Source organism: Parapedobacter defluvii, from assembly GCF_014642075.1.
Classification (GTDB): Bacteria; Bacteroidota; Bacteroidia; order Sphingobacteriales; family Sphingobacteriaceae; genus Parapedobacter; species Parapedobacter defluvii.
Genome location: NZ_BMIK01000007.1, coordinates 43,729 through 59,487, shown reverse-complemented (window position 1 = coordinate 59,487; position 15,759 = coordinate 43,729). Strand labels below are relative to the sequence as shown.

Here is a 15,759-nt window from a genome sequence, read left to right as displayed (position 1 = left end):
CTTCGCCGGTACTTACTATCGAACTGGTGCAAAATGAATGAAACATTACGCGTGCGAAGCGGAAACAAATGTGAATTATGCGGTAAGGAAGCCGAATTGGCGGTATATACGGTAGGTCCTGATAGCCGTACGGATAATGAGGTGGCTATCTGCCAATCCCTGATCGGTCAGATCGAGGGAACCGAACCACTCAATCCCGAAGCGTGGCGCTTTCTTCCCGATGCGATGTGGAGTGAGGTACCTGCCGTGCAGGTACTGGCATGGCGCATGCTCAACCGGTTAAAAGGGGAAAGCTGGGCAGCAGATGCCTTGGATATCCTTTACCTGGATGATGAAACATTGGAATGGGCCAAGGCTGTGGATGCACCGGAAGAACCCACCGAGGCAATTGTCCATAAGGATGCATTTGGTAACACGCTCCAAAATGGTGATTCCGTGGTATTAACGAAGACCCTCGACGTAAAAGGCAGCAGTCTGAGTGCCAAATTGGGAACAGTGGTCAGGAACATCCGTTTGGTAGAAGATAACCCCCAACAAATCGAAGGCCGGGTAGAGGGACAGCTTATTGTTATTCTTACAAAGTACCTGAAGAAACAAAACTAACGGTGATTCCCCGTTATTCATCCCTCAACGAGTCCACAGGGTTAGCTGTCGCCGCACGGAACGCTTTAATGCCGATGGTCAGCATAGCGAGCAGTAAGGCAATCGCCACTACCGAAAGAAATAACCCGATGCCCAGCTCTATGTGGAAAACGAAATTATTCAGCCAATCAGCCATGAAATAATAGGCCACTGGAGCTGCCATGCAAAATGCGATAGCTACTAAGTAAATAAACTCTTTCGAAAACAGGTAAACGATACTTGCCACGCTAGCTCCCAATACTTTCCGGATGCCGATCTCTTTTACTTTCTGTCCTAGCATAAAGGAAATCATGCCATAGAGTCCAATACCTGATATCACCAAAGACAACAGTGCAAACAGTTGGTAAGCAGTCGCCATCTTCTCTTCCTGTTCATAAAAGCGTGCGATGCTTTCGTCTAAAAAGCCTGCCTGAAAATAATGTTCGGGATAGAGCTGTTCAAAGTGATTTTTGATTTCATCCAGTGTACCCTTTCCGGTTCCGGGACGGAGTTTGACTCCGGCTACGTAGTAATTTTGCTTTAGGGCGGTGATGACCATGGGACCGGTTTCTTCCCGCAATGAATTGGGAGTAAAATCTTTCACTACTCCAACAACGGTCATCCAGGTATCCATAAATCCGATCCGGATCCGTTTTCCTACCGCGTCTTCTGCGCTTGTCAACCGCAATTTATGCACCATGGTCTCGTTGATAACAGCTTCTTTGGCCGTATCGCTTTCTGCATAAGCTTTACCCGCCGCAAAACGCAACGTGTAGTTGTCAAAATAATCGGCATCAGCAAATTTCATCGCAGTCGGAAACCTGATTTCATCGCCTGATTCCGTACCATCGAAATAGAAATTTGACTGCCATTTGTTGTCCGATGAAGGAACATCACTTGCCAGACTCACCGATTGGACCTGTGGCAGTTGCAATAGCCGTTGCTTGAAGACAGACACCCGTTGGCTTACGCTATCGTCGGTAGGTACCTGCACCACATAAACGGCTTCTTTGTCAAATCCCAGATCCGCATTCCGGATAAAGGCCATTTGCCTTACGGCTACCAGTGTACCGATCATCAGTAATTGGGCAATGGCAAATTGCACCACCACCAGGCCCTTCCGTATGGGCACACCGCCCAGCTGAGCAGTGCTGATTTTGTTTTTGAGGGCTACTGCTGGTTTAAAACCCGATAAGATCAGTGCGGGATACATGCCGGAAAGTAAGGTCATCAACACCAATGTTCCGCAAAGAAATAGGAGTGTTTCGCTTTGCAGCAGGGTGGGTGTCTCAGGCATGTTGGAAAAGTAATGCAGGTGCGGGAGCGCGAGATAAGCAATGCCGATGGCTGCTGCTACCGAAAAGCAGACAACCAGAAATGTCTCGCTAAACGATTGTATAATGAGGTTTTTCCTCGAACTGCCCAATACTTTCCGTACGCCGATTTCTTTGCCTTTGCCGAGCGCCTGCGCGGTGCTAAGGTTTATGAAATTGATGGCTGCCATGACCAGGATGAATAGGCCGATGAGTGTCAGTGTGGTCAGTGTTGACCGTTTGATCATCCGGTCGTTAAGCACATTTCCGTAGCGTGTGTCAAAATGGACATCATTCAGCGGCTGTAGGTGAAGAATCCTGTTCCTTCCTGCTTCTTCGAAATATTTTTTAGATAGGTCATCCAATTGTTTAGCTATAGCATTCTTGTCTTCGGCGGGGTTGAGCAATAGGTAGGTTTGGAAGCTGCTGCTTATGCTATTCCAATTATTGGGATCATAGTCAAACAGCCCCGGATTTGCCTCCAATGTAGGGAAAGAAACGAGCATATGATAAGGCAAGTTGCTGTTGGGTGGGGCATTTTCTACAATGGCCGCAACGTGTAGCGGAATGGCATTAGCCAATCGGAAGTGTTGGCCCATTGCATGTTCCCATGAACCAAAAAAACGGGTGGCGGTCTCCCGGTCGAGGACGGCACTGTTAGGTTCCGATAGGGCGGTTGCATTCCCCGCAAGGTATGTCGCATCAAAAAGCCGGAAGAAATCAGGAGTGGTAAATAGTACTTGTTCTGAGTACTTATCGACCGGGTTTTCCGGATGTTTTCCGGGGATGTCCACCTGTCCACCCGTAGCATGCAACGGCACGATGGCTGTGATCTGCGGCATGTCTACCTTAAGCGCTTTGGGTAGCGGATAGGCAACTCCTGCATTGTAGTCAGCCGAGTTTTCATACTGCGTTTCTGTTACAATTCGGTAGATGTGGTCATAGTTTTTGTGGAAACGGTCATAACTCCATTCGTATTGGACGATCACAAATAATATGAGCGCGGCTGCAACCCCCAACGATAGCCCGAGCAGGTTGATGAACGATGCTTGTTTCTGACGGACGATGTTTCGCCAAGCTGTTTTTAGGTGGTTTGCTAACATGATTAATTCATCTTTTAACCGCTACCTCGATTTCAAATTCCGTTCGAAGTTTCTAGCTGATTCCTTCTGTAATTTCATTCGTTATTTCGTTGCTTTTCGGGTACAGCAACCAAGCCAATAATACAAATATTTGATTATAAGAGTAATGGGTTGATCATGGATGTGTAAATTGTTCGATTTCGAACACATTTTGTTCGTATCCGAACATGCAATACGCGGCTAAGCGTGATGCCGTTTGCTGCTACTTCCATGCATATCCCACGCCGATAACGAACCAAGCAATTTTGGTACCATCGACGGAAGGCCATTTCCCATCTACCACGTTGTTACGGAACCTGGCTTTTACGTACTTCTGCGGAAGAATAGGTAAGCGTTGGTTGTTCGTCTGTCCATAATGACATTGGTCTGCCCACTGCCGTGTTTCGACGATTCGGTGTCATTGAGACATGGGCTACTGCTAGCTTTGCCACCAATGAGACGTTTACATTTGTTTGAATTCGAGGATTTCCCCTGGTTCCCCAACTGGCTCCGCGACTACGGAACCGATTTTCTCCGTGCCATTTCAGATCGTGCAGATTATTACGAGCACATCATTCCCATCATGAATGAGGTACTCGAACGGAGTAACGAGTCCACATTCATAGACATAGCATCCGGCGGTGGTGGCGGGTGGGAGAAAATCTTACGGCGATTAATCCGGTCGAAGCCGGAGGTAAAGGTGGTTCTTACCGACCTTTATCCAAATCATGCGGCTTTTGCAAAACTGGAAAGCAAGTTTCCCGAACATGTTACACGTTGTGCATACCCGGTGGATGCCCTGGAGGTACCTCCTTGCCTTCGTGGTGTCCGTACGCAATTTATGTCATTCCACCATTTTGAGGCACAGGATGCCCAGCAGATTTTGGCCAACGCGGTGGCGCAGTGTTCACCTGTCCTCATTGTGGAGGCGCAGGAACGAAATGTATTCAATCTGTTGAAATTTATAGCCCTCTCGCCCTTAAGCGTATGGTTGGTCACGCCCGGTATCCGGCCGTTTAAATGGAGGCGGATACTGTTCACCTATTTGCTGCCAATTGTACCGGCATATCTATTATGGGATGGCTTGGTCAGCGTATGCCGTACCTATACACTGGATGAACTGCTGGATTTCGCATACCGTGCCGATCCCGATCAGGCATACATTTGGGAGGTGGGAAAGACCGAAAGTCGCCTGATGCCTGTTTGCTACCTGTTGGGCTACCCTGTGGAAAACCATAGTGACAGCCCCTCGGGAACGTTTAAAACATCAGCTCCTTGATGACGGGCAAGTAATTTCGGCCTACATTGATCTCAATGTTGTTGGGCAACGCCACGAACAGTTTATTGATGTCGCGGTAAAGTTCCTGTACATTGTCGATGTTGATGATGTAGGAACGGTGGATGCGGATAAACCGCCTGGGGTTGAGTTTGCGTTCGAGCTGGCCGATGCCGTTGGTGCTTAGGTACGATTCCCCGTTGAGCATATGGATCCACGTATAGTCTTTATCTGCCTTAAGGTGCGTGATCTTGCTGGTTGGAATACTGGTCATCCGTTTCCCTTTTTCGACAAGAATGCGGCTGGGATACCCTCCTTGGGGCATCGGCGGTACGCGAGGGGGCAAGGACGCCCGCTGTTGTTCAAACCGGTGCCATGCGGCGAGTAGGCGTCGGCTGTCAAGCGGTTTTATCAGGTAATCGATCGCATGGTAGTCGAATGCCTTCGCTGCATATGCCGGGGTATCGGAAACGAAAATAACGGCGGGCAGATGCTCCACGACGTCAAGTACCTCAAAGCCGCCTTTGCCGGGTAACGCTACATTCATAAAGACCAGATCGGGTTGAAGGGCGTTGATGTATCGGATGGCTTCCCGGCCATTGCTACATTCCCAGTGCACTACCGGATGGGCCTGTTGGTGAATCAGCTCCCGGAGTTTCTGTCTGGCGCAATCGTCGTAGTCTACGATCAGTACAAGTTGCTTTCTCATCTCGGTCTACTTTCTTTCTGCTGACGCAAAATTAACGTACCCCGATGTCACGTGTAACTGACATATGTCAGAAATTTGGGCGGCCGGTTTTTTTTGCTATTTTAGGGGCGTACTGAACTGAACACGAAGCGGTTGACCAATGATACCACGGAAGCATTTCGAACGGGCATGTGCTTTTGCACAGCAATACGGCATACTATTTACCCCAGCGGAATACGAGCTCATCAACGCGCATACCCAACACCGGGTTTTGCCACCGCATAGCGTACTGATGGAGCAGGGCAAGGTGGTGAATGCGCTGTATTTCCTGAATAGCGGCATTGCCCGGTTGTATCGGGTAGAAAAAGGGGTCGATCATACCCTGGGCATCGTATCCGGTAATTACTTCCTCTCCACGCCGCTATACCTCCAAAGCGGGCAACTCTCGACGTGCGCGTTGGAGTCCCTGACGGAAATCGACGTATTGGTGTGGGATAAGGAAAGCGCTTTGGCACTGAAACAAAACCTGCCCAAGATGTATGATTTGGAATTGGCCATCATGGATCGGTTGTTGAATTGGTTGCAGGACAACCAGATCGATGCAATATGTATGACGGCCGAAGAGCGTTACCGGAAAATGATGGAAGTCCAGCCTGAGGTCATCCGGCAGGTACCGTTGAAGTACATCGCTTCACTTTTGGCCATCCATCAAGACAGCCTCAGTCGCATTCGGAAAACGTTGGGCCAGAAGTAACGTTAAATCAATCCACGGAGATAGGCTTCCTTTACCAGTCCCGCCGAATTTTTGATGTTCAGTTTCTGGTTGAGGCTATGCCGGTGCGATTCCACGGTGCGCACGCTCAGAAACAGCTTGTCGGCAATTTCCTGGTTGGAGTATTCGTTGGCAACCAACGCAAGGATTTCGCTTTCCCGTTTGGTCAGCTTGACAACAAAGGAGGTACGCCTGCCCGAAAGGGTCTGTTGCAGGATGGCCTGCTCGACCTGGCGGTCCAGGAACTGCTGCCCCCCATATACCGTGTCAATGGCATTCAGCAGGTTACGTTTATCGGTTCCTTTCAGTAGGTATCCCTTGGCCCCGCTGCGCATCATCTTTTTCACGTAAACCACCTCATCGTGGTTGGTGAGTGCGATGATCGGTAGTGACGGATACTTTTTCAGGATGTCTGTGCACAGTTCAATGCCGTTGCTATCCGGCAACTCGATATCCAGTAACAGGACATCCGGCAATTGGCGATCCAGCTCCGTCATCAACTGTTTGCCATTGTTGGCGGTGAAGAGGACGGAGTAGTCCGGTAGGTCGCCCAGCATATGGACCAGTCCGCTGATGATCAGCGAATGGTCATCCACGATTCCGATAGTGATCATGATAGGTATTCTCCTAAGTTTGTGCAAATTAAAATAAAATATGCCGGCATCGTATCCGTACCACTACGCAAGTTTTCTTATACGAAGTCTTGCGTTTCCAGTTTACCGACGGGTTGCGACGTGGTGTGAAGCGCATCGATCTCGATGTAAATCGATGTCCCCTTGCGGGGAGCCGAATGGATTTCATGGCTACCCCGCAGCAGCTGCATCCGTGAGGAAAGGTTGTGAAGCCCAATGCCCGTATGTTTCAGCTGCTGGAGATCAAACCCCTTTCCGTTATCTTCGATGGTGATGGAAAGCCGGGTTCCCTCTCCCACCAGTTGCACGATACTTTCGGTAGCTTCGGCGTGTTTCATCGTATTGGTCACCGCTTCCTGGATGATCCGGTATAGGATGAGCTCGGTATTTTTATCCAGCTTCGGTAGTTCGCCCACCACGTAACATTCCAATTGCAGGCCGGGGTGGTTTACTCGACGGCAGAATTCCTGCACCGCCTGGGCAAATCCCTCGTTGAGCACGATTTCTGGCGCCAGGTTGTGCGAGATGTTGCGGATTTCCTGTACTGCCGTTTCGATCAGTTCACCCACCAATGCTTGGGCTGCCGCGTCCTCGCCATTCCTCGCGTGGATGCGGAGCTTTGCGGCCGATAGGATGCTGGCCACGCCATCGTGCAGCTCCCGCGCCGTGCGGGCACGTTCGGTTTCCTCGCCGCGCAATTGTGCTTCCAGCAGGCGGTTTGCCTGCTCGGATGCCGCGGTCTTACGCTTCTGCTGGTTGATCAGCCGGCCAGATAGCAACAGGATGGTCAACAGGACAAGCAGTGCAACCGCTACCACGATCCACTTGTTCATCCGCTCCAGCTCGCTGCGCTGTTCGCTGATTTTCAGGTCGCGCTCTGCCAGTGCCTTTTCCTTTTCGGAGGTCTGGTATTTGACTTCCAGTTCCTGAATGGTGTTGTGGGTCTCCTGGTTGCGCAGCGAATCGTTGAGCTGCTCATACTGCTTCCGGAGTAGGAGCGCCTCTTGATAAGCTCTCATGCGCTCCTTGATTTCAGCCCCCGACAGGTACAGTTCGATGAGCTTGGGTTTGGTGAGCTCCATTTCGGCGAGTGCAAGGGCCCTGTCAAAATAGGCATTGGCTTGCCCATACGCGGCCATGTCCTTGTAGACCGAAGAGATGCCCGAGAGGATGTATACCTCGTTGCCGGGCGGTGCCTTTTGTACCAGGCCCAAGGCCTTTTGATAGGTTTCCAATGCAAGGGGATACCGTTTTTGCCTGCGGTAAATGTCGCTGAGGTTGATATAAGCTGTCAGTTCAGTCTGTATGTCATTGAGGGACTGTCCGATGGCCAACAACTGCAGGCCATGTAGCTCGGCTGCATTCAGGTCGTCTGCCATGGCTTCTGCCACCAGTACGTTGACCAGGCTCCTACCCATAGCGAGGGTATCCTGTAACTCTTCGGCAATTTCGAGTGCTTGCAGGGCATATTCCTTCCCTTTTTCGAGGTCGTCCATGTCCAGTAGGAGTGAGCTGAGGTTATTGTAATACTTCCGGCGGTCGGAGCGGTCGCGGGGGGTGAGGCTTTCAATTTCTGACGATATCTCAAGCGCTTTCATCAGGAATTCTGCCGCCTGCCGCAATTTCCCCTGTGCCTGGTATTGCAGGGAGATGTTGTTGTAGGCATAGCCCATGCGTGGCTTGTCATCCAGCCGTTCGCTGACCTCCAGTTGGAGCTGGCCCATGTGTAGGGCCTCCTCATATCGCACCTGTTGGTACAGGAATACGCAATAGTACCCCGCATATAGCTGCAGCCCCCGGTCGAAATTCAGCTGCTCGGCCAATTCACCCGCTTGGCGGAAATCGCGTTCTGCCGCTTCGGCTAGTCCCTGTTGTTGTTTCTCCCGGGCGGATTCGATGAGTTGGTGTACCCGGGCCGTGTCGTTAGTTGCGGGCTGCCCCTTGGCGTTGTCCACGATGAAAAGGGCCAGGCAAAGGAAAAGGAGGTATCTCATGGTTAGCATCATCTCGGTAAAAATACCTAGTAGACGAGCAAACCACGCGGAATGTTACACGCTACCCCGTTCCCGCAACAGCAGCAGCGGAATTTCCGATGCCTTGATCAGTCGCTTGCTGACACTGCGGTGAAACAGCCGTTCAAAGAAGCCGTACGATTTCGGAATGGTGATGATCAGCCCTGCATTGTGGTCTTCCGCAAAATCCTCAATTTCATCGGCGATGTCGTCGCTTTCTGTGTAATGGTATTCCGGATCAAAGCCGTCCAGCAGGCTGTGCATGGTATATTGTTCGGGGATTAAATCCGGGTTGAAACGTTTCCCTTCCAACGCTACATGGAGCACCAGCAATTTGGCACGCAGGCGTTCCAACCAAATACCGATTTCAGCTACCGGAGTGGTATGCGACACCTGTTTCAGGTCACAGGCAAACACCACTTTTTCAATGGGTGTAAAACGCGCCTCTTTCGGCACGATCAGCAGGGGCACCTTGTGATCGGACGCCAAACCCACCGCACTGCTTCCGATCAGCATTCGCTCCAGGCTGCTCTTGCCCGTGGCACCCGCCACCACCAATGCTGCACGGTGTTGCTCGGCAAGCTGCTGGACCCCGAATACGAGCGGGCTACCGTTTGCAACGAGTTCAATGGACACATTCGCTGCATCCCCCAGCACTTGTTTGAGCGCCTCTTCGACGATTTCCAGCGCCAGCAGGCTCCCTTCGTGTGCAAGCGGGGTGTCCATCTCGGCTACGGGGACTTCCGTAGCCAGGGGGGCGTTGTCATACGAATGGTAAAGTATAATGTGGCCCACTCCGAGTGGCTTTGCCAAAGCAGCGCCATATTTCGCGGCGTTCAGGGACGATTCCGAAAAGTCTGTGGTGATGATGATCGTTTGCATGGCCTCTCCTTTTTTTTATAAAAGTAAGCATTGCCGAGGGTACCAAAAATGTCCAAGATCACAATTCATGATATCTTAACATACCCTATCCTCAGTTGCCTGCCGTTCCACCCCCTTCATACTACGTATTACTACGTAAATGTGTTTCCCGGCTGCACTACGCTTAAGGTAATACAGGCAGCCTCCTAACTTTGTTTTAAAAATGGATTGTGTATGAATACGATTTTAATTGCCGATCGGGAGCCGGCACACCGCCAGCAGATCAGGCGCCATATCGATAGCCGTCCCGGATTCCGTGTCATAGGTGAATGCGGGAATTGCCACGAGACCATCCGCTCTGTCAACGCGCTGGAACCCGACGTACTTTTCCTGGATGTACAGCTTGGCGGCGAGCATGCTTTTGACCTCATCCGGCAAACCGACCACCTGCCCAAGGTGATCTATACGGCGCAGAGTGAGTCTTATGCCCTGCAAGCATTTGACCACCAGGCACTCGATTACCTGTTGAAACCGTATGGTGCAGCGCGGCTGGATGCGGCACTGCGGAAAGCGGCCACGCTGGCCGTCGCCAACGATGTGCCGGACCGTACACTGCCACTGCTCCCCCGTCATCGGCACCTGTTTGTGGAGGATGGTGGCCGGCTGCGCCGTGTCGCCCTGAGCAATATCCGCTACCTGAAAGCGGCGGGCGACTATACCGTCGTTTATACGGAGCAGGGCGAGTTTCTGAGTTCTTCGGGCATCGGCAGCGTTGAGCGCCGACTGGATGCCGCGCAGTTTTTGCGGGTACATCGTTCGTTTATCGTCAACGTCGAGCGCATTGACGCGTGCTATCGGGATATCGGCAGGCTTTACCTGGTGATGGAAAATGGGCAGGAGATCGGTGTCGGCAAGCATTACCTGAACAGCATCAAATCCCTCATCCTTTAACCGGGCGATGGGTGCTCATGGTTTTTCTTTTGGGTTAGTCGTTCTATTTCTGTGGTCAGCGTCTGTTTTTCTGTTTCGGATTTAGTCAGTCCGATAGCACGTTGATAATGCTCGATCGCTTTTAAGGGGTTTGTGTCTGAATACAAATAACCTAACAATTCGTGATAATAATGATTACCTGTTAGATTTAACTTTTCCGCTTCGGCAATTGCTTTTTTGTTTCCGTAAACTTTGGCGAAGGCAAATGTTCGGTTGAGTGCCGTTATCGGTGAGTATTCAATTAAAATAAGCTGGTTATAGAGCTGTAAAATGTGCTGCCATTTGTTGGCATCGGTAGGCGTGGTGTGCCAATAGGCAATGCCTGCTTCCAAATGGTATTTTGTCCGCCAGTTGGCAGATCCATCCGTCGCATTTACCAAATAATAATTCCCCCTTTCAATCAGGGATTTGTCCCATAAGCTTCGATCCTGATCGTTAAACAAAATGACTTCGCCTTTCGGATTCATTCGTGCTTCTAACCGTGAACTTTGAAAACACATTAACGCCAGTAACGCATGGGTTGGTGGTGTATTTGTCAACGGGTTTTCCGTTAATAGCAGCGTTAGCCGTACCGCTTCCGAGCACAGCTCTTTTCTGATTTGCTGATTGTTGGTTTTGGAAAAATATCCCTCGTTAAACAACAAATATAACGTCTTTAAAACGGTGTCTAACCTCGATTTTATTTGGGTTTCGTTTAACGATTGTAATTGAAAATTATCGTTACGGAGACTGGTTTTTGCCCGTTGAAGTCGTTTTTTAATCGTTTCAGGTTTGGTTAGAAAGGCATTTGCGATTTCTTCCACGCTGAAACCACAAAGGATTTGAAGTGCCAAACAAATTTGTGATCCGGTTGAATTTGCAGGGCTACAAACGGCAAAAATCATGGCCAATTGGCTGTCGGAAATCAGTTGATTGTTAAATTCAAAATCGTGTTCGGATTGACTGTTTTCCGGTGGCTTACTTTTTATTTTGGTTTCAAAAACCGATAAATTTTTAAAATAATCTTTGATTTTATTTTTGGCAACGGTATAAAGCCACGCTGTCGGATTTTCAGGAACTCCGCCAATGGCCCAATTTTCAGAAGCTTTTAGAAACGTTTCGCTTGCAATATCTTCGGCAATCTCCATGTGTTTTAAACCAAAATGACGGCACAATACGACCGTCATTTTAGCATATTCCTGTCGGAATAAATACGGTAAAAGTTCGTTATGTGATGTTAGGTTTCCCAATATTAATCACGTTTTAACACTTCTCTTACCTCAATGCTGCCGCCAATTTTAAAAATTGGATTTGCCTTAGCGATTTCTACCGCTTCGTCAATGGTTTCAGTTCTGACAACGATGTAACCGCTGATAAATTCTTTGATTTCCGTGTAAGGCCCGTCTGTTACCACGTGATCGGGTTTTACGGTTTTTGCACTTCCTGGAATAGGCAAAAGTGTATTCCCTTTGTCTGCTAATTTGTTTTGAGCAGCAATGCTTCCTAACCAATTCATCCGTTCCTGCATCTGCTCGGGCGATGGCTGGAAATCTTTCATGTCATTCAGTCTGAAAATTAATGCAAATTCTTTCATCACTTAAAAAATTAATGTTTGCGCTAATGACGATCGAGATAGCAGAACAGGGACAAAGTTCGTTATTTTTTCCCCAAATAATATTCCAATGCTGCACAGTTGTCGCATTGCGCGGCTAGCTGTGGCTCAAAATTGAGTTCATAGTCTTCCACAAACGTTTCATCCGAATTCCGTCGGCGGAATAATACAGGTTTCCCCTCGTAGGTGGCGGTCAGCCGATACCGGCCGATGGGAATGTCCTTGATGGTATACGCGTCTTCCGCCCGCAGACGGAGCACCTCCCCTTGGCTGCCATCGATCAGCGGCCCCAGGGGCGTGAAAACAAAGTCGATCTTGTCGTTGTCAATGTAGACACCGGGGAAATGATCGATGGTCACCAACCCCCCATAGTTGCCCGAGAGCGGCTGTGGCCTGGTACCCGACAGTTTCCACACGAAATTGCGCACGGCACCCTCCCCGCCAAAACCGGCCGGATTGTCCGGATGCAGGTAAAACGAATACGTTTTGCCGTTGTATGCCACTTCCTGGATGGCAAATGCATACCACGATCCCGTCGGTACCTTGACTGCATATTTCCCTTGGCCGTTGGTGAGCGTAGAGATGTTGGCATTGAAAAAGATGCTGTGGTCAATGATGATGCGCGTACCTGCCAGCGGTTTGCCCGCCTGGTCCTTAGCCGTACCTGTTACGTAGCCTGCCTTGGGCACGTCGTCGTCATCATCGGATCCTCCCTTTGCTTTGGAGCAGCCGCTGTGCATCAGGGACATCAGGCCCAGCGCCAACAGCATAACGCCCCACATGAATCGTTGTTTAGTATATTCCATAGTCTTCGATAAATGAATGTTGCTTGATCTTAAATGTGCATTTCACCGATTTGCTGCTGCAGGAGCTTGAGGCTCACCGTCCCTCCGGCACCTACCGATTCCCGGTCTTTCCGGAGTGAAAGCAGATCAAACCACACCCAGTCGCTGAAATGCGTGGTTTCTACGGTGAGCTGTCGTTGGGTTTCGTCCAATGCGGTGGAAACGCCACACCAGATGCCTTTGTCGTTCTGGAATGCGACCATGCGTGTCTGCGGATGGCCACCCGTTTCGGGCTCATATAAAAACGACACCTGGATGGGTTTCTTGAAGTGGGTACCTTCCGGGGTCAGCCGGAACGCGGGATAAGGCGAAGCCTCGTCCAGCGTATTGGTGATGGGCTGGATGCCGAAAGCCGTGAGTTGTTCCACTGCGCCGGGTGGGATTTCCAATCGCACCGCCCCGTGAAACCAGAGGGTGCCACCCCGGGCATCGATGACGGTCGAGACCGCATCGCCCACGGGTTGCCCCTTGGGCTTGGTCACCGGATCCCCAAATACAGGGCGCGGCTCGTCAAGGGACGGTGCATCCTTTCGGCAGGAAATCGCCAACAGGAGCGGCACTCCACAGATGAATAGGTAGGCAATGAGTTTATAGGCGTTCATGAGCTGTTTTTTCAGACAAGTATCGGGATTGACCCGCATCCGTTTCGTTGGGTTTCGACAAACGATCGATAAGCCCGATGAAACAACCGAAAACAGCGATGGGAAGACAGGGAATTTCGTCGAACCCATAGCACGTTCGTACTCCCATATTGCCGTTCATCGAATCGGAGAAAAGCGGTCGGACGGGGCAGCTACCTTTGGGGCATCATTCGGGGCTGTAGCCTGAATTGGCAGGATCAGTCCCGACCGTTGAAGATTAAGAAGATGAATCGTAAACAAATGAACAATCGACAGCTCAAGCAGGTAACCATTGCCACGGTTATGGGTATTTCTTTGGGGATGCTATCCCTCCCGGCATCGGCACAGTCCATCCTCAACAAGGTAAAGGACCGCGCGGCGCAGACCGCCACTCAGAAAGTATTGAATGAGACCGATAAGGCCGTCTCCAAGGGTATCGACAAAGCCATCGAATCGGCGACGACGCCGACTGGCGGGAAGTCTTCGGAGCCGGGCGGCAAGCCCCCGGCAGCGGGCGAATCCATGGCAACTGGCAGCGATACGGCCGCCAACCAAAAAAAAGCCATCCAGGCATTCAGCAAGTATGATTTTGTTCCGGGGGATTCGGTGTTGTACGCCAATGATTTTGCCGGAGAAGCCATCGGCGAATTGCCGGCCGGATGGAACAGCAATGGCAGCTCAGTCATCGTCACGCTCGACGGCATCCCCGGCCAATGGCTGCGCATGGCGCAGCGGACGGTCGTCTTAACGGATAATGAAACGTCGTTCGGGCCGGACTTTACGGTGGAATTTGACATGGTGCTGCACTATGATTTCAAGGGGTGGATGCCTCCGTCGTTGAAGTTTGGTGCGTTGGCCACGGGCACGGCATCTACTACGTCCAATACGCTGCTATCCGACCCGAAAGGCGACAAATCCTTTTACGTGGAAATCTCCCCGCTTGCGGATGCAGGGAACCTCATGCTGGAAAGCTACGAAAAATACATCCGCTACTTCAACCACCCGCCTACGCGGAATGCACTGGTTGCCCGTTGGTATGACAAGGTATCGCACGTAGCCATACAGGGACAGAAAGAACGGCTGCGCATCTGGGTGGATGGGGAAAAACTGTATGATGTACCGAAAGGCATCCCAAAAGGAGGCGAATTCAACCAGCTGTTTTTCCAGCTGAGCAGCAGCCCGTACGAAGACGAGCAGATCGGCGTATACCTGGGCAATATCAAGATTGCCAAAGGGTTGCCCGATACCCGGCACAAGTTGATGGAGGAGGGTCGGTTCAGTACGACGGGCATCCTGTTCGATACGGGGTCGGCCACCATCAAACCCGAATCTGCAGGGGTGTTAAAGGCCATTGCAGCAGTCTTCACCCAGCATGCGGATGTAAGCGTGCTCATCGTCGGGCATACCGATGCAGTGGGCGACGATACCGCCAACCTCGAACTCAGCGAGCGCCGGGCCGCTGCCGTGAAAGAAGCCCTGCAAACCGTATACCAGATCGACGGTACGCGGCTGCAGATCCGTGGAAAAGGGGAGGCCGAGCCCGTGGCCGACAATGCCACTGCGGCAGGTAGGGCACAGAACAGACGTGTGGAATTTATCAAGCAATAACGATATGAAAAGGAATATTGGATACGCCCTCATTGGGCTGCTGTTGATCGGATGTGCAAAAGACGGGGAATCTGATTTGCCGGATCCGTTGGCGGAGGGAAACGACTGGGATATCGTCATCCCATCGTCAAAGGACCAGCCGGGCATAGGAAATACGGACGGGCTGCCAGGCGGTACGCCATGGGAACTCCCCGAGGGCATTGCTGTGGTCGCCCGGCCGGATAAGCCGTTCGATCCCAATCCCGGATTGTTATACGGCAACCTGAATACGTTTTATGCGGATGTCAACTTCGTTAACGACCGGAATGTGACCATCACGGTGGAGATCCCCGGTGGACTGATCTGTCTCTTCAAGTACGAGGGACGTACTCAAAACGGGCTGCTGACCTCCTCCGTGCGCGTGCAGGTGCCGCCTACCTATCCCGATGGCAAGACCCCTTCCGACACCACCACCGTATACCTCGGCCTCGGGTGCCTCAACTATTCCATGGCGTTTCCCTGGGAGGAAAACCAACAGTTGGATACCCGGGATTATCCCATCGGCAAAGACATGTACGAGCCGGGGGTGGTAACGACCGATCCCAATATCGTGAAGCTGCTGGATCTGCTCAAGGGTTATCCGAAGCTGCGGCTTACGCAGCACTACAACCCACAAGAAATGTTTGACGAAGACTACAAAGTGCCCGAATGGCGGGTCATCTACACGCTGATACAAGCAGCACTGTGGGAGATTACGGATGGGCCCGGACTGACACGCAAGGATTACCGCGAGTTGGTGGAAGCATTGGAGCCGTATAAATAACGACTAA

At 51.1% G+C, this 15,759-nt stretch carries 17 protein-coding genes; 7 read left to right on the top strand and 10 right to left on the bottom strand.

Annotation, left to right across the window (positions count from 1 at the left end):
• Positions 1-33: 33 nt before the first annotated feature.
• On the top strand, positions 34-603 hold the full coding sequence (locus IEX60_RS11715) for a PhnA domain-containing protein (protein ID WP_188750801.1): 570 nt from the start codon (positions 34-36) through the stop codon (positions 601-603).
• 13 nt (positions 604-616) lie between these two features.
• Here IEX60_RS11715 and IEX60_RS11710 read toward each other — a convergent pair whose 3' ends face one another.
• Positions 617-3,037 carry an ABC transporter permease gene (locus IEX60_RS11710; RefSeq protein ID WP_188750798.1) on the bottom strand — a complete coding sequence of 807 codons (2,421 nt, stop codon included), beginning with the start codon at positions 3,035-3,037 and terminating at the stop codon, positions 617-619.
• Between the two features lie 326 nt (positions 3,038-3,363).
• Entirely contained in the window at positions 3,364-3,507 is a 144-nt protein-coding gene (locus tag IEX60_RS11705; protein WP_188750797.1) for a hypothetical protein, read from the bottom strand.
• A gap of 2 nt (positions 3,508-3,509) precedes the next feature.
• Between IEX60_RS11705 and IEX60_RS11700 the strand changes: the two genes are divergently transcribed.
• Positions 3,510-4,334: a hypothetical protein gene (locus tag IEX60_RS11700; protein ID WP_188750795.1), complete on the top strand. Its 825-nt coding sequence runs from the start codon at positions 3,510-3,512 to the stop codon at positions 4,332-4,334.
• Here the strand turns inward: IEX60_RS11700 and IEX60_RS11695 are convergent.
• Positions 4,315-5,040, bottom strand: a complete 726-nt coding sequence (locus IEX60_RS11695) for a LytR/AlgR family response regulator transcription factor (protein ID WP_188750793.1) — start codon at positions 5,038-5,040, stop codon at positions 4,315-4,317. The two genes, IEX60_RS11700 and IEX60_RS11695, sit on opposite strands and share 20 nt — an antisense overlap.
• Positions 5,041-5,179: 139 nt before the next feature.
• Between IEX60_RS11695 and IEX60_RS11690 the strand changes: the two genes are divergently transcribed.
• On the top strand, positions 5,180-5,773 hold the full coding sequence (locus tag IEX60_RS11690; protein WP_188750791.1) for a Crp/Fnr family transcriptional regulator: 594 nt from the start codon (positions 5,180-5,182) through the stop codon (positions 5,771-5,773).
• A 2-nt stretch (positions 5,774-5,775) separates the two neighbouring features.
• Here IEX60_RS11690 and IEX60_RS11685 read toward each other — a convergent pair whose 3' ends face one another.
• The 3 genes from IEX60_RS11685 to IEX60_RS11675 all read right to left on the bottom strand — a co-directional run bounded on the left by IEX60_RS11685 (position 5,776) and on the right by IEX60_RS11675 (position 9,317).
• On the bottom strand, positions 5,776-6,405 hold the full coding sequence (locus IEX60_RS11685; RefSeq protein WP_188750790.1) for a response regulator: 630 nt from the start codon (positions 6,403-6,405) through the stop codon (positions 5,776-5,778).
• Positions 6,406-6,482: 77 nt separating this feature from the next.
• Positions 6,483-8,417 (bottom strand): tetratricopeptide repeat-containing sensor histidine kinase, encoded by a 1,935-nt coding sequence (locus IEX60_RS11680; RefSeq protein ID WP_188750788.1) that lies wholly within the window; start codon positions 8,415-8,417, stop codon positions 6,483-6,485.
• 54 nt (positions 8,418-8,471) lie between these two features.
• Positions 8,472-9,317, bottom strand: coding sequence for a universal stress protein (locus tag IEX60_RS11675; RefSeq protein WP_188750786.1), 846 nt, complete (start codon positions 9,315-9,317; stop codon positions 8,472-8,474).
• 213 nt (positions 9,318-9,530) lie between these two features.
• Here IEX60_RS11675 and IEX60_RS11670 point away from each other — a divergent pair, with 213 nt between their 5' ends.
• Positions 9,531-10,247 carry a LytR/AlgR family response regulator transcription factor gene (locus IEX60_RS11670; protein ID WP_188750784.1) on the top strand — a complete coding sequence of 239 codons (717 nt, stop codon included), beginning with the start codon at positions 9,531-9,533 and terminating at the stop codon, positions 10,245-10,247.
• On the opposite strand, the gene IEX60_RS11665 is transcribed toward IEX60_RS11670, so the two are convergent.
• The 4 genes from IEX60_RS11665 to IEX60_RS11650 all read right to left on the bottom strand — a co-directional run bounded on the left by IEX60_RS11665 (position 10,244) and on the right by IEX60_RS11650 (position 13,324).
• The gene (locus IEX60_RS11665) at positions 10,244-11,452 is read right to left on the bottom strand and encodes an RNA polymerase sigma factor (RefSeq protein ID WP_188750782.1); all 1,209 of its coding nucleotides are present in this window, start codon (positions 11,450-11,452) and stop codon (positions 10,244-10,246) included. The two genes, IEX60_RS11670 and IEX60_RS11665, sit on opposite strands and share 4 nt — an antisense overlap.
• 65 nt (positions 11,453-11,517) lie before the next feature.
• Positions 11,518-11,859, bottom strand: coding sequence for a YciI family protein (locus IEX60_RS11660; protein ID WP_188750779.1), 342 nt, complete (start codon positions 11,857-11,859; stop codon positions 11,518-11,520).
• Positions 11,860-11,921: 62 nt separating this feature from the next.
• Positions 11,922-12,683 (bottom strand): carboxypeptidase-like regulatory domain-containing protein, encoded by a 762-nt coding sequence (locus tag IEX60_RS11655; RefSeq protein WP_229717542.1) that lies wholly within the window; start codon positions 12,681-12,683, stop codon positions 11,922-11,924.
• Positions 12,684-12,712: 29 nt separating this feature from the next.
• The gene (locus IEX60_RS11650; RefSeq protein ID WP_188750776.1) at positions 12,713-13,324 is read right to left on the bottom strand and encodes a hypothetical protein; all 612 of its coding nucleotides are present in this window, start codon (positions 13,322-13,324) and stop codon (positions 12,713-12,715) included.
• Here IEX60_RS11650 and IEX60_RS11645 point away from each other — a divergent pair.
• Genes IEX60_RS11645 through IEX60_RS11635 form a run of 3 tightly spaced genes read left to right on the top strand, consistent with a single transcriptional unit; the run spans position 13,323 to position 15,752 of the window.
• Entirely contained in the window at positions 13,323-13,550 is a 228-nt protein-coding gene (locus IEX60_RS11645; RefSeq protein ID WP_188750774.1) for a hypothetical protein, read from the top strand. The two genes, IEX60_RS11650 and IEX60_RS11645, sit on opposite strands and share 2 nt — an antisense overlap.
• Before the next feature lie 38 nt (positions 13,551-13,588).
• Entirely contained in the window at positions 13,589-14,950 is a 1,362-nt protein-coding gene (locus IEX60_RS11640; RefSeq protein ID WP_188750772.1) for an OmpA family protein, read from the top strand.
• Between the two features lie 4 nt (positions 14,951-14,954).
• Positions 14,955-15,752, top strand: coding sequence for a hypothetical protein (locus IEX60_RS11635; RefSeq protein WP_188750770.1), 798 nt, complete (start codon positions 14,955-14,957; stop codon positions 15,750-15,752).
• The last annotated feature ends 7 nt before the right edge of the window (positions 15,753-15,759 follow it).

Coding starts and splice junctions, on each gene's coding strand:
- IEX60_RS11715 (WP_188750801.1), top strand. CDS start 34: ATGAATGAAACATTACGCGTGCGAAGCGGAAACAAATGTGAATTATGC.
- IEX60_RS11710 (WP_188750798.1), bottom strand. CDS start 3,037: ATGTTAGCAAACCACCTAAAAACAGCTTGGCGAAACATCGTCCGTCAG.
- IEX60_RS11700 (WP_188750795.1), top strand. CDS start 3,510: ATGAGACGTTTACATTTGTTTGAATTCGAGGATTTCCCCTGGTTCCCC.
- IEX60_RS11695 (WP_188750793.1), bottom strand. CDS start 5,040: ATGAGAAAGCAACTTGTACTGATCGTAGACTACGACGATTGCGCCAGA.
- IEX60_RS11690 (WP_188750791.1), top strand. CDS start 5,180: ATGATACCACGGAAGCATTTCGAACGGGCATGTGCTTTTGCACAGCAA.
- IEX60_RS11685 (WP_188750790.1), bottom strand. CDS start 6,405: ATGATCACTATCGGAATCGTGGATGACCATTCGCTGATCATCAGCGGA.
- IEX60_RS11680 (WP_188750788.1), bottom strand. CDS start 8,417: ATGAGATACCTCCTTTTCCTTTGCCTGGCCCTTTTCATCGTGGACAAC.
- IEX60_RS11675 (WP_188750786.1), bottom strand. CDS start 9,317: ATGCAAACGATCATCATCACCACAGACTTTTCGGAATCGTCCCTGAAC.
- IEX60_RS11670 (WP_188750784.1), top strand. CDS start 9,531: ATGAATACGATTTTAATTGCCGATCGGGAGCCGGCACACCGCCAGCAG.
- IEX60_RS11665 (WP_188750782.1), bottom strand. CDS start 11,452: ATGACGGTCGTATTGTGCCGTCATTTTGGTTTAAAACACATGGAGATT.
- IEX60_RS11660 (WP_188750779.1), bottom strand. CDS start 11,859: ATGAAAGAATTTGCATTAATTTTCAGACTGAATGACATGAAAGATTTC.
- IEX60_RS11655 (WP_229717542.1), bottom strand. CDS start 12,683: ATGGAATATACTAAACAACGATTCATGTGGGGCGTTATGCTGTTGGCG.
- IEX60_RS11645 (WP_188750774.1), top strand. CDS start 13,323: ATGAGCTGTTTTTTCAGACAAGTATCGGGATTGACCCGCATCCGTTTC.
- IEX60_RS11650 (WP_188750776.1), bottom strand. CDS start 13,324: ATGAACGCCTATAAACTCATTGCCTACCTATTCATCTGTGGAGTGCCG.
- IEX60_RS11640 (WP_188750772.1), top strand. CDS start 13,589: ATGAATCGTAAACAAATGAACAATCGACAGCTCAAGCAGGTAACCATT.
- IEX60_RS11635 (WP_188750770.1), top strand. CDS start 14,955: ATGAAAAGGAATATTGGATACGCCCTCATTGGGCTGCTGTTGATCGGA.